This is a genomic window from Rhizobacter sp. P2_G4 (assembly GCF_056403575.1).
Genome location: NZ_JBFUFG010000002.1, coordinates 428,289 through 440,108, shown reverse-complemented (window position 1 = coordinate 440,108; position 11,820 = coordinate 428,289). Strand labels below are relative to the sequence as shown.

At 65.5% G+C, this 11,820-nt stretch carries 14 protein-coding genes; 13 read left to right on the top strand and 1 reads right to left on the bottom strand.

Translation table 11 applies throughout. The annotated features are described in order from the left end of the window. Positions 1–18 precede the first annotated feature (18 nt). Complete coding sequence (fliF, locus tag AC1DYS_RS08520) at positions 19–1,707, bottom strand: flagellar basal-body MS-ring/collar protein FliF (protein ID WP_477897994.1); 1,689 nt, start codon at positions 1,705–1,707, stop codon at positions 19–21. A 149-nt stretch (positions 1,708–1,856) separates the two neighbouring features. Here fliF and fliE point away from each other — a divergent pair, with 149 nt between their 5' ends. From fliE to AC1DYS_RS08455, 13 genes are all read left to right on the top strand, one after another. Then, positions 1,857–2,183: a flagellar hook-basal body complex protein FliE gene (gene fliE, locus AC1DYS_RS08515; protein WP_047484956.1), complete on the top strand. Its 327-nt coding sequence runs from the start codon at positions 1,857–1,859 to the stop codon at positions 2,181–2,183. A gap of 218 nt (positions 2,184–2,401) precedes the next feature. After that, a complete protein-coding gene (locus AC1DYS_RS08510; protein ID WP_477897992.1) occupies positions 2,402–2,884 on the top strand; it encodes a hypothetical protein in 483 nt (160 codons plus the stop codon). 124 nt (positions 2,885–3,008) lie between these two features. Then, positions 3,009–3,482 carry a metallophosphoesterase family protein gene (locus AC1DYS_RS08505; RefSeq protein WP_477897990.1) on the top strand — a complete coding sequence of 158 codons (474 nt, stop codon included), beginning with the start codon at positions 3,009–3,011 and terminating at the stop codon, positions 3,480–3,482. Between the two features lie 56 nt (positions 3,483–3,538). After that, positions 3,539–4,261 carry a DUF4386 domain-containing protein gene (locus AC1DYS_RS08500; protein ID WP_477897988.1) on the top strand — a complete coding sequence of 241 codons (723 nt, stop codon included), beginning with the start codon at positions 3,539–3,541 and terminating at the stop codon, positions 4,259–4,261. A 50-nt stretch (positions 4,262–4,311) separates the two neighbouring features. Continuing rightward, positions 4,312–4,683: a VOC family protein gene (locus AC1DYS_RS08495; RefSeq protein ID WP_477897986.1), complete on the top strand. Its 372-nt coding sequence runs from the start codon at positions 4,312–4,314 to the stop codon at positions 4,681–4,683. A 30-nt stretch (positions 4,684–4,713) separates the two neighbouring features. After that, entirely contained in the window at positions 4,714–4,914 is a 201-nt protein-coding gene (locus AC1DYS_RS08490) for a hypothetical protein (protein ID WP_477897984.1), read from the top strand. Further along, positions 4,904–5,359 carry a nucleotide triphosphate diphosphatase NUDT15 gene (locus tag AC1DYS_RS08485; protein WP_477897982.1) on the top strand — a complete coding sequence of 152 codons (456 nt, stop codon included), beginning with the start codon at positions 4,904–4,906 and terminating at the stop codon, positions 5,357–5,359. The genes AC1DYS_RS08490 and AC1DYS_RS08485 overlap by 11 nt, the downstream gene beginning before the upstream one ends. After that, on the top strand, positions 5,356–6,393 hold the full coding sequence (locus AC1DYS_RS08480; protein ID WP_477897980.1) for a histone deacetylase family protein: 1,038 nt from the start codon (positions 5,356–5,358) through the stop codon (positions 6,391–6,393). The genes AC1DYS_RS08485 and AC1DYS_RS08480 overlap by 4 nt, the downstream gene beginning before the upstream one ends. A 201-nt stretch (positions 6,394–6,594) precedes the next feature. After that, positions 6,595–8,508: a DUF1800 domain-containing protein gene (locus AC1DYS_RS08475; protein ID WP_477897978.1), complete on the top strand. Its 1,914-nt coding sequence runs from the start codon at positions 6,595–6,597 to the stop codon at positions 8,506–8,508. Positions 8,509–8,514: 6 nt separating this feature from the next. Then, positions 8,515–10,038 carry a DUF1501 domain-containing protein gene (locus AC1DYS_RS08470; protein ID WP_477897976.1) on the top strand — a complete coding sequence of 508 codons (1,524 nt, stop codon included), beginning with the start codon at positions 8,515–8,517 and terminating at the stop codon, positions 10,036–10,038. A 106-nt stretch (positions 10,039–10,144) separates the two neighbouring features. Continuing rightward, entirely contained in the window at positions 10,145–10,540 is a 396-nt protein-coding gene (locus tag AC1DYS_RS08465) for a hypothetical protein (RefSeq protein ID WP_477897974.1), read from the top strand. A gap of 24 nt (positions 10,541–10,564) precedes the next feature. Next, the gene (locus tag AC1DYS_RS08460) at positions 10,565–11,011 is read left to right on the top strand and encodes a YiiD C-terminal domain-containing protein (protein WP_477897972.1); all 447 of its coding nucleotides are present in this window, start codon (positions 10,565–10,567) and stop codon (positions 11,009–11,011) included. A gap of 26 nt (positions 11,012–11,037) precedes the next feature. Next, on the top strand, positions 11,038–11,580 hold the full coding sequence (locus AC1DYS_RS08455) for a GNAT family N-acetyltransferase (RefSeq protein ID WP_477897970.1): 543 nt from the start codon (positions 11,038–11,040) through the stop codon (positions 11,578–11,580). The last annotated feature ends 240 nt before the right edge of the window (positions 11,581–11,820 follow it).

The following is an 11,820-nucleotide window of genomic DNA, read 5'->3' as shown; positions in this document are numbered from 1 at the left end:
TTCTTGTTGTCTCTTCGGTCAAGCCTTGAGCGTGTCGCCGTTCACCCAGCCACGAACGATGTTCGCGACCGCGGTGGGGTTCTCTTTCGCAAAGGTGCGCGCACTGCTGAGGTGGGCGCTGACCTTGGGGGACTCGATGCGCAGGATCTGCTCGGCCGGAGGCAGCATGTCGGCGTCGTCGCCCACCACGGCGTCCAGCGTGCTGCCGCGTGCATCGACCGGCGCAGGCGGCTGCAAGGCAGACTTCAGGGCCGGGCGGATCAGCGCAAACACGATCACCAGGGCGACGAGCGCAAGGGCTGTCGGCACGGCGGCGGCGCGCAGCAGGTCGACGGTCTGCGGCTGCTTCCAGATCGGCGTGTCGTCCTTGGCCACGGCGTCGACCTTGAACGGCGCATTGATGACCTTGACCGAATCACCACGCTCCTGTTTGAAGCCGATGCTCTCGCGCACCAGGGTGTTGAGTTTCTCGAGTTCTTCGGACGTGAGCGGCACGCTGCTGGTCTTGCCCTTGGCGTCGGTCATGCTGCGGTGGTTGACGACCACGGCGGCGTTCAGGCGCTTGACCGAACCGGTCGCGTTGCGCGTGACCCGAACCGTCTTGTCGACTTCGTAGTTGGTGACCGCATTGCGGCTGCTGCTCTGGCCGCCACCGCCGCCCCCGGCGGTCTGCAGCGCTTGCGAGGCACCGGTCAGCGGCGCCGTGGCAGCCACCGGCGGCTGGTTCGAGGTCGCACCCGGAATGCCGGTAGCGCCCGAACCATTGCTGCCCGACTGTTCGCTGCTCTGCGTGCTACGCACGCTGGCTTCGGCATTGGCACCCTGGTTCGGCTTGAACTCTTCGGAGGTCGACTCGACCTGCGAGAAGTCGATGTCGGCGGTGACTTGGGCGCGCAGGTTGTCGCGGCCGATCACCGGCTCCAGGATGTCGAGGATGCGCTTGTTGTAGCTCGCCTCGATCTGGTTCACGTACTGGAGCTGTTGGGCGTCGAGCCCGGCACCCGAGGTGGTGTCGCTGGCACCCGAGAGCAGCGAACCGGTCTGGTCGAGCACGCTCACGGCCTTGGGGTTCATCTCGGGCACGCTGCTCGAGATGAGATGCACGATGCCGGCCACCTGAGCGCGGTCGAGCGTGCGGCCGGGGTAGAGCGTGAGCATCACGGAGGCACTGGGCTTTTGCTGTTCACGGAAGAACCCATTCTGATTGGGCAGCGCCAGGTGCACGCGTGCGTTTTGCACGGAAGGCATCGACGTGATCGAACGGGTGAGTTCGCCTTCGAGGCCGCGCTGGAACGTGAGGCGCTCCTGGAACTGGGTCTGGCCGAAGCGCGCGCCATCCATCAGCTCGTAGCCGACGACCGAGCCCTTGGGCAGGCCCGCCGAAGCGAGCTTCAGCCGCAGATCGTGAACTTGTGCCGCCGGCACCAGGATGGCGCCACCACCTTCGGTGTAGCGGTACGGCACGTTCATCTGCGAGAGCTGGGCAATGATGGCGCCGCCGTCCTTGTCGGACAGGTTGGCGTAGAGCACCTTGTAGTCACCCTGGCTGCTCCACATGGTGAGGGCCACCAGCACGGCGATCAGTGCTGCGATGCCCAGCCCCAGGCTGATGCGGCTCTTGGCCGGCAAGGCCATCAAGCGCGCACCGAAGCCGGCGCCCGGGTTGGCAAGTTGGTTGGGGTTGGCAATTGCGATCGCGTTGTCCATGGTGTTCTAGATCGTCCGTACCGAGCAGGCAGACCGCCCGAATGGAACGATTATTTGGAAACTTGAGGGGGTGGGATGGGCGGAACAGGCTTTGAAAGGTCGCCCAGTTCCAAACATCTCTGCTTACAAAATTCCCTAAAGTTCGGCTCATGGACGTCACCCTCAAACCCTTCAACTTCGCCCAAGCCGCCGCCCGCGCCGGACTCGGGACGAATGGCATGCCGCTGGTCAACGCCGGCAAGCAGGTGGCCGGGGCAGGTTTCCAGCAGCAACTGACCCAGGCGCTGCGCTCAGTGAGCGACAGCCAGAACCAGGCCGACGAGATGCAGAAGCAGGTCTCCCTGGGCAACCCGACGGTCAGCCTGGAAGACACCATGGTTGCAATGCAGAAAGCCCAGATCGGTTTCCAGGCCACGCTGCAAGTGCGCAACAAGCTGGTTCAGGCGTACTCCGAAATCATGAACATGCAGGTGTGATGAGACGGTGAGCGGCTGGCTGTGAAGCTGGACGCGTCGAATTTCACCTTGTCCTTGTCGACCCACCGCGGAGTCGACCGCCTTTCATTCAGTCAGCCGGCCTCATGCGAGCCGGGCCAACACGATTCCCCGGCGGTCAAGAACGAGCTAGATTCGTTGCCTGCGGACGTTCGGTTCACTGAATCCGCGCACGCATCACGTCATCGGTCGGAGGAGTCATGAAGCGCGGGACTGAACTGTGGGTCGTGGCAGTCGGTGGAAGCATCGCTGCGGCACTGGACATCACCTTTGCCATCACGTTCGCGGCCTTCAACGGCTTGCCACCGGAGCGGTTGCTCCAGTCAGTGGCCTCGGGCCTGCTCGGCAAAGCGGCGTACACCGGCGGCCTGCCTGCGGCAGCGCTGGGTCTCGCACTTCACTTCTTGATGTCGTTTGGGTTCGCTGCAGCTTTCGTTCTGGCCAGCAAGCGCATTGGCGTGCTGCTGCGCAGACCGGCGATTTGCGGTGCACTGTTCGGCGTGGGCGTCTTTCTGTTCATGCGGCTCGTCGTGTTGCCGCTGTCAGCATTCCCTCATCCGGTCAGCTTCAAGCCGTTGGCCACGGTGTTGGATCTGTTGTCCCACATGTTTCTGTTCGGCGTTCCGATTGCACTGTCGGCGAGGAAATTCTTGACGAGCTCATCGAGCCGATGGCGATCGTGACGAACCTGAAGCACGTCAAGGCGACCGTTCACGTTCCCGCGTGAGGCGTGAATGCCTGCTGTCGAGAAAGGGCTGAACGGGATGCCCTCGCGCCGACCTCTCAAGTGTCATTAAAGTCACCACCATGCTGCGCATTGGCGTCATCTCGGACACGCACAGCCTTCTTCGGCCGGAGGCGAAGGCCTTCCTGCAAGGCTGTCATCACATCGTGCATGCCGGCGACATCTGCGATGCAGAGACGCTCGACGCGCTGTCTGGCATTGCGCCGGTCACTGCCGTCCGAGGCAACAACGACAGAGGCGCGTGGGCGGAGGCCTTGGACGAAACAGAGCTCATCCGGTTCGACGATGTGTTCGTCTACGTCATCCACGACCTCGCGCAGCTAGACATCGATCCAAATGCGGCGGGCGCGCGGGTGGTGGTCTCGGGCCACACGCACAAGCCGCTGATCGAAGAACGAGCGGGAGTTCTCTTCATCAATCCCGGCAGTGCCGGGCCGCGCCGCTTCCGCTTGCCCATCTCGATCGGTGAACTCACGATCGCCGGCAAATCAGTGAGCGCACGCACGATGGAACTGGGCGTGCAGAATGCCGCCTGACCCCTGATCACCTCGGCGTCTTGCGACGCCACCGGCCGGAGCGCTGAAGAACAACAATGAACTCTCCCACCACGCGCTCGCCTCAGCTTTATGCCCGCCTCGGCGGTGTGCTCTACCTGGCCATCATCGTCCTCGGCATGTTCGGCGAGATGTTCGTTCGAGGCTCGCTCGTCGTATCCGGCGATGCCGCGGCCACGGCCGACAACATCGAGGCGTCTCAGTTGCTCTGGCGCACGGGCATCGTCGGCGACCTGCTGATGCATGTGTTCGACGTGCCGGTGATCGTGGTGCTTTACCTGCTGCTCAAGCCGGTGAGCAAGAGCCTCGCGCTGCTGGCGACGCTCATCAACCTGGTTCAGACCGCGGTGCTGGTCGCCAACAAGCTCAACCTTCTCGTGCCTCTCTTCCTGCTGGAGAACTCGGGCTATCTGAAGGAGTTTTCATCGGCGCAGCTCGACGCGCTCTCTTACCTAGCCATCAAGGCGCACGGGTTCGGGTTCGGCATCGGGCTCATCTTCTTTGGCTTCGCGTGCCTGGTTCGCGGCTACCTGATCTTCAGGTCCGGGTACCTGCCCAAGGCGATTGGTGTGCTCATCGTGCTGGCGGGACTGAGCTATCTGATCAACAGCTTCGCCTTGCTTCTCGCACCGTCGTTCGCCGCGTCGATCTTCCCCGCCATCTTGATGCCGGCCTTCATCGGCGAGTTGTCTCTTTGCCTGTGGCTGATCGTCAAGGGCGTGAACCTCGAACGGTGGCAGCAGGCGCACGCCAGCACCTGATTTGATAGGCTGCACCCTCTCAGGAAACGCTCATCGACTGGAGGTCCCACATGGTGTTCGATCACATCGGCTTCAACGTCACCGACTTTCCCAAAGCCAAGGAATTTCTCGTCCAGGCCCTCAAGCCTCTCGACATGGCCATCACCGCTGAAGCCGAGGGCTGGGCCATGATCGGCCGCAAAGGCGAAGGCCAGCTCTGGTTCGGTTCTTTCGGCGGCAGCCCTGGGCCGATCCACATTGCGTTTGCCGCCAAGACACGCGAGCAAGTGCGGCAGTTCCATGCCGCGGCGCTGGCAGCAGGCGGCAAGGACAACGGCGCGCCCGGGCTGCGGCCGCACTATCACGCCAATTACTACGGGGCCTTCATCATCGGCCCCGACGGGCACAACGTCGAAGCGGTGTGCCACGCCGCAGCGGCTTGACCCCTCAGCCACCTTGCACCGAGTCGATCCATGGAACAACGAAAACTGCGCGTCGGCCAACCCATCACGCCCGAAGAGTTCGAAGAGCTTTCGGATGCCCAGCTCGCCCGCCTGGTGCCGCGTGCCTACCGGGAGTTCTTCCCTGGCAAGGACTTCTGCGCCGACGGCTATTTCTATCTGCACGACGGCAACGCCTGGAGCTTCTACAAAGGGGACTTTCTTGACGACTGAGGCGCAGCCCAGCGCTTCGGCAGACAGGCGCTCTCCCCTCGTGGGCGTCGGCGTGCTCGTGTTGCGCGAGGGCCGGGTCTTGCTCGGGCAACGCAAGGGCTCGCACGGTGCCGGCACCTGGGCACTCCCTGGCGGCCACCTGGAGTTCGGCGAGAGCGTTGCGCAATGCGCCGTTCGAGAGGTGCTCGAAGAGACGGGGCTGCGCATCCATGCCGTCACGCCCGCCCCGTACACGAACGATGTGTTCGAGGCCGAAGGCAAGCACTACGTCACGCTCTTCGTGGAGGCACACAGCGCCGTCGGCGAACCTGCCTTGTGCGAGCCCGACAAGTGCTCCGAGTGGCGGTGGTTTTTCTGGTCAGAGTTGCCGACACCGCTGTTCCAACCGCTGGCCACCTTGCACGCCACCGGCTTCGTGCCTGACTTCAACGACGCGTCTAGATGATCACGATCTTCTCTCCGCTGCATGAACTGCACGCGCCCGCACACGAGTTCTTCCGCGGCCAGCCGGTGCCGTGTTTCGAGACACCGCAACGCGCAGACTTCGTGTTGAAAGAAGTGACGGCGCGAGGCCACAGCGTTCGCGAGCCGACGGTCGACAGCCGGCCGTTGCTCGCGCAAGTTCACACGCCACGGTATCTGTCATTCCTCGAAACCGCGTGGGCACATTGGCTGGCACTCGACCCTGCCAACGTTGGCATGCAGCCCTTCCCTTCGGTGTGGCCCGTGCGCACGCTGCGCAGCGATGTGGAACCCGCCAACTTCACCGCGCGGCTCGGCCTGTATTCGATGGACAACGGTAGCCCCATCGTCGCGGGCACCTGGGCCGCGGCCAAGGCAGGCGCCGATGCGGCGGCCAGCGTCGCGGCGCTGCTTGGCTCCGGCGAACGCAGCGTGTTCTGTGCAACCCGCCCGCCAGGCCACCACGCCGGTGCCGATTTCATGGGTGGCTATTGCTTCCTCAACAACGCTGCCATCGCGGCGCAGGCGCTGCGCGCCAACGGCTGCGCGCGCGTTGCGATCCTCGATGTCGACTACCACCACGGCAACGGCACGCAGAGCATCTTCTACGACCGCGCCGACGTGTTGGTGGTCAACATCCATGGCGACCCGCGCACCGAATATCCGTTCTACCTCGGCCACGCCGATGAAGTTGGTGAAGGCGCCGGACTGGGCTTCAACCTGAACCTGCCTCTGCCCGCGGGGACGCCGCCGCAGACATGGTTCTCGGCACTCGACGTTGCCTGCGCGCGTGTCGAGCGCCACAAGGCAGATGCCCTCGTCGTCTCGCTGGGGCTCGACACCTTCGCCGGCGACCCGATCTCGAAGTTCGCCTTGCAGAGCGAAGACTTTCATGTGCTCGGCGCACGGCTGAAGCGCCTCGGCCTGCCCACCGTCTTCATCCTCGAGGGCGGCTATGCGGCGGCCGAGCTCGGCATCAACGCCGCCAACGTGCTCGATGCCTTCGACGACAACTGAAGAAGCACCGTCGCATCAGTGAACGCACGAACTGGCGGGTGAATCTGCGCCATTTTTGCGGCGCAAAAAGCCCCTCGTGGCCACACCGCTGTAGCAAGTCGTAAAGGCTCGCGTCAACGCCAACAAGTTCCTCGCGCCGCCCGCGTAGCACCAGAACAATCGACGCGTCGTGGCCTGCACAGATGCACCGTGCTCGCACGAATGCAGTTGTGTGACTCGATGTCGGAGCAGTCAGTGGCGATGAATACGCGGGGGCGGCCTTCATGGGCCGAGCAGTGCTCACGTGGTGTGGGTGTGGCGATGCTGGCGATGGCGTTGACCGCCTGTGGCGGCGGTGGCGGTGGTGCCTCGTCATCCAGCGGCACGCCGGACAGTGGCACACAAACCGGTGGCAGTTCCGGTGGCAGTTCCGGTGGCAATACCGGCGGCAATTCCAGCGATAGTTCCGGTGATGCCGGCTCTGGCAATGGCGGTGCACCGGTGACGACGCCGGTCGCCACGCCGCAACGCGACGCGGCGGCCCGCTTCCTCACGCAGGCGAGCTTCGGTCCCGACGAAGCGTCGGTCGACCGCGTGATCGCGCTCGGCTACGAAGGCTGGATCGACGAGCAGCTGCGCTCGCCCGCAACCTCTCACCTGGCCACCTGGGACGCGCTCGACGCTGCCCTCAAGGCCGAGAACCCGAGCGCCTGGCCAGGGCAGGATGGCGTCACCAATTCCTTCTGGCGTGCCGCCGTCACCGCAGACGACCAGTTGCGCCAGCGCGTGGCACTCGCGCTGTCAGAGATCTTCGTCGTGTCGATGCAGGACACGGTCGTCGGCAACGACCCGCGCTCCGTTGCGAGCTATCTCGACCTGCTGGCCACCCACGGCCTCGGGCGCTACCGCGACCTGCTGCAAGGCGTGGCGACGCACCCGTCGATGGGCCGCTACCTCAGCATGCTCGGCAACCGCAAGGCGGACACACGCACCGGCCGCGTGCCCGACGAGAACTTCGCGCGCGAGGTGATGCAGTTGTTCAGCATCGGGCTGTACCAGCTCAACCTCGACGGCTCGCCGAAGCTGGACGGTGGCGCACCCGTCGATACCTACGGCCCTGCCGACATCGCCGGCCTGGCCCGCGTGTTCACCGGCTGGAGCTGGGCCTGCCCCGTGGCACCCACCCCGGCCAACGCCACATGCTTCTCGAACGGCACCACGAAGGTCGGCACCGCCAGCAGCAGCGATGCCGACCGCGGCGTGAAGCCGATGATCAACTACCCCGGCATGCACGCGCCTGAAGAGAAGCGCTTTCTCAGCGCAGTGATCCCGGCCAACACCGACGGACCGGCGAGCCTTCGCATCGCGCTCGACACGCTGGCCGGCCACCCCAACGTGGGGCCCTTCATCGGCCGCCAATTGATCCAGCGGCTGGTGACGAGCAACCCGAGCCCTACCTACATCCGCGATGTCGCACAGGCCTTCAACGCCTCGGGTGGCGACATGAAAGCGATGGTGAAGGCCATCCTGCTGCACCCTGAGGCCCGCAGCGCTGCGGCGGGTGCGGGCAAGGTGCGCGAGCCGCTGCTGCGGCTGTCGGCCTTCCTGCGTGCCTTCCATGCCACGTCCGACAGCGGCCAGTACAAGATCGGCAACACCGACGACCCGACGGCGAAGCTGGGCCAGACGCCGATGCGCGCACCATCGGTGTTCAACTTCTTCCGCCCCGGCTACGCGCCGCCCGGTGTGCTGCTCGACGGCGTGCAGATGGTTTCGCCCGAGTTGCAGATGACGCACGAGGCCACGGCCGCAGGCTACGTCAACTACGTTCGCCAGGGCATCTCGTTCGGCTTCGGCCCGAACGGCGGTGCACCGCTGAACCGCCTGGACATCCAGCCCGACTACCGCGCCGAGATGGCCCTGGCCGACAAGCCCGCCCTGCTGATGGAGCAGATCGACGCCAAGCTGATGTACGGCACGATGCCCGCCGCACTCAAGACCGAGATCGCGAACGCCATCGCGACGATCTCGATCACCGATTCCAACCCCGTCCGCGTCGAAAACGGCAAGCGCGTGCGCGTGAACGCGGCGGTCTTCCTGACGATGGTGTCGCCCGAGTTCCTGGTGCAGAAGTAGAACGCCATGACTGTCCACAACGCATCCCGCCGTCTCTTCCTGCGCCACACGGCAGCGCTCTCGGGCATGGGCATGGCCGCGCCGCTCGCGCTGAACCTATCGGCCATGGGCTCCGCGGCTGCACAGTCGGCCACCGACTACAAGGCGCTGGTGTGCGTCTTCCTGTATGGCGGCAACGACTCGATGAACATGGTGCTGCCGACCGACACCGCAGCCTGGGCCAACTACACCTCGGTGCGCAACCAGGCACCCGACTCGATCGCGCTGATGGCGCCGGGTACACCCGCGCTGGCATCGGCCGCCGCCGGCACGCCGGCGCGCCTGGGCGGCGTGCTGCCCATCGCGCCCGCGCGCCCGCAGGGCCACAGCTACGCGCTGCACCCGATGCTGGGTGCCCTGCAGACGATGTTCAACGACGAGAAGCGGCTGGCCATCGTGCCGAACGTGGGGCCGCTGATCGTGCCCACCAGCAAGTCGCAATACGGGCTTGCCACGCACCCACGGCCTGCGCACCTGTTCTCGCACAACGACCAGTCCAACTTCTGGCAGGCCTTCCAGCCCGAAGGCGCACGGCGCGGCTGGGGCGGCATGATGGCCGACCTCTTCGCCGCGCAGAACGGGCGCGCGGTGTTCAGCTCCATCTCGACCTCGGGCAACAACGTCTGGCTCTCGGGCGACACGGTGCGCCAGTACCAGGTGGGCGCGAACGGTGCGGTGCGCATGGGCACGGCCGGCACCAACAACACGGTTTACAACAACGCCGCCGTCGGTGCCGCGATGCGCCACATCACCCGCAGCGTGCGCGGCAGCCACCCGTTCGAGCAGGCCGTGGCCGACATCAACGCGCGCGCCATCGACGCAGAGGAAACGCTGCGCACGGTGCTGAAGGACCCGACGCACCCCTTGTTCGGCACAGCCGGCGTCTCGCCCGACCCCAAGCTGCTTTACGAGAGCCCGCTCACCGGTGCCAAGTCTGTGAACGGGCTGGCCCTGCAACTGCAGACCGTGGCCCGAATGATCGAGGCCAGTGGCTCCAGCGAGATCGGCGCCAAGCGCCAGGTGTTCTTCGTGAGCCTGGGCGGGTTCGACACGCACGATTCGCAGAACCGCGCGCATGCCGACCTCTATGCGCGCCTCGCGCAAGGCCTGCGCTACTTCGCCGACACCCTGGCGGCCATGGGCACGCAGAACCAGGTGACGAGCTTCACCGCGTCCGACTTCGGCCGCAGCTTCACGAGCAACGGAGACGGCACCGACCACGGCTGGGGCGCGCATCATTTCGTGATGGGCGGAGCGGTGAAGGGCGGCGACCTGTACGGCAACTTCCCGGTGCTCGCAGCACGCAGCGCGACGGGTTTCTTCGACGCCAGCCCCGACCAGGTCGGCAACGGCGCGCTGATCCCCAGCACCTCGGTCGACCAATACGGCGCGACCTTCGCGCGCTGGTTCGGCGTCAGCGACAGCGATGCGCTGGCGATCTTTCCGCACCTGCGCAACTTCAGCATTCGCGACCTGGGGTTCATGGGCTGATTCGTTCCTGCGCCGCGGCGCGACACTCGGTTGCAGCCTGGCACCGGATTCATGCGCACAATGCGCTTCGCATGCACCCGACCTCCACGCTACCCAAGGCAGCCCCATGAAAACCACGATCGCCCTCGCCCTGCTCGGCCTGTTCGCGGCCACGGCAGACGCCGCCCCGGCAGACCCGAAAGCCCTGGCGAAGTTCGACCTCGGCTACGTGCAATGCGAGAACCGCTTCCCCGAGATGCGCGGCCACCGCGATGAAGCCTATCTGTCGCTGTGGCGCATCAAGGCCGACGCGAAGACCACCGGCGAGCTCGACAAGGTCCGCAAGGGCGACAAGTACAAGAAGGAGCGGCAGCTCGCCTTCAAGTCGATGGACAAGGCGACTGGGCCGGAAGTTGAAACCAAGCTGAAGCGGCAGTGCGACGCCACGTGGGCTGAAGTCAAGCGCAACGGCGGCCCCGCCCGACCGGCGTCCGCGGCCGCCTCCGCGCCCAAGGCGCAATAGCGAGAACCAGCGGGAAGCCGCAGGATGGACGCCAACACGCTCAAGCAGTACCTGCACGACCACATCCCGCTGTCGAAGGCGATGCAGGTGAGCGTGCAGAGCCTGAACGAAGACAGCGTGGTGCTGGCTGCGCCCCTGGCCCCGAACATCAACCACCGCGACACCGTGTTCGGCGGTAGTGCGTCAGCGGTCGCGATCCTGGCCGCGTGGTCGCTGCTGCACACGCGCTTGTCGGCGGCCGGCCTGAGCAGCCGGCTGGTGATCCAGCGCAACACCATGCACTACGAGCTGCCGATCGACGGCGACTTCATCGCGCGCTCGTTCTTCAACGACGCAGCCGACTGGCCAGCCTTCGTCCGCATGCTCAGCCGCAAGGGCCGTGCGCGGATCACGGTGTCGGCGGTGCTCGAGTACGCAGGCCAGGAGGTGGGGCGCCTCGACGGCGAGTTCGTAGCGCTGGGCACGACCTGAGGCCAACAGGCCAGGAGACAGCGTCCATGCGGCCTGCGTCCAACCCTGTGGTCGGCGACCCGGCCTTTCACCTGCGTGCGTTGGAGCAGTTCGACGCCAGCGCCTGGTTCGAGTACGCGGCGCGGCCCGAGGTGAAGCTGCATACCAGCTCCCACGTGACGGCGATCGACGACCTGCACGCGATGATCGAGCGCAGCCACAGCAGCGACCCGAACTCGCCGGTGCTCTTTGCCATCTGTTCGACCGCTGACCAGCGGTTCTTGGGTGCCATCGGCTTTCACACCATCTCGGCCTTGAACCGCACGGCGGAGATCACCTATGAGATCCGCCCCGAGTGCTGGGGCCGCGGGCTGGCATCGGCCTGCTGCTCGGCGGTGGTGGGCTGGGGGTTCTTGCAGGCGGGTTACGTGCGCATTCAGGGGACGGTGCTTGACAGCAACGTGGCGTCGGCGCGTGTGCTCTCGAAGTGTGGCTTCGAGCTCGAGGGCAAGCTGCGTAGCTACCGGATGGTGCGGGGCGTGCCGCGGGACTACTGGTTGTATGCCCGCGTGGTCGCGCCTCTTGGCTGAGGTGTCGAAGCGTCTCGGCTCTTGTGCCTGCATGCGCATGTGGGTCTTGTTCACTGCGTGAGGCCGCGCCGGGGGTTCGGCCCGGCGGCCGACCTCCTTTCTTGTATCGACAAGAAAGGACGCAAAGAAGCGACCCCTACCGACTCGGCCCTTGCTGCGCAAGGGCTGCCTTGCGCTGCTCGGTCATTGCGGGTCGGGCCGAACTCACTTCGTTCGCTGCGCTCACTGCGTTCAGACAGC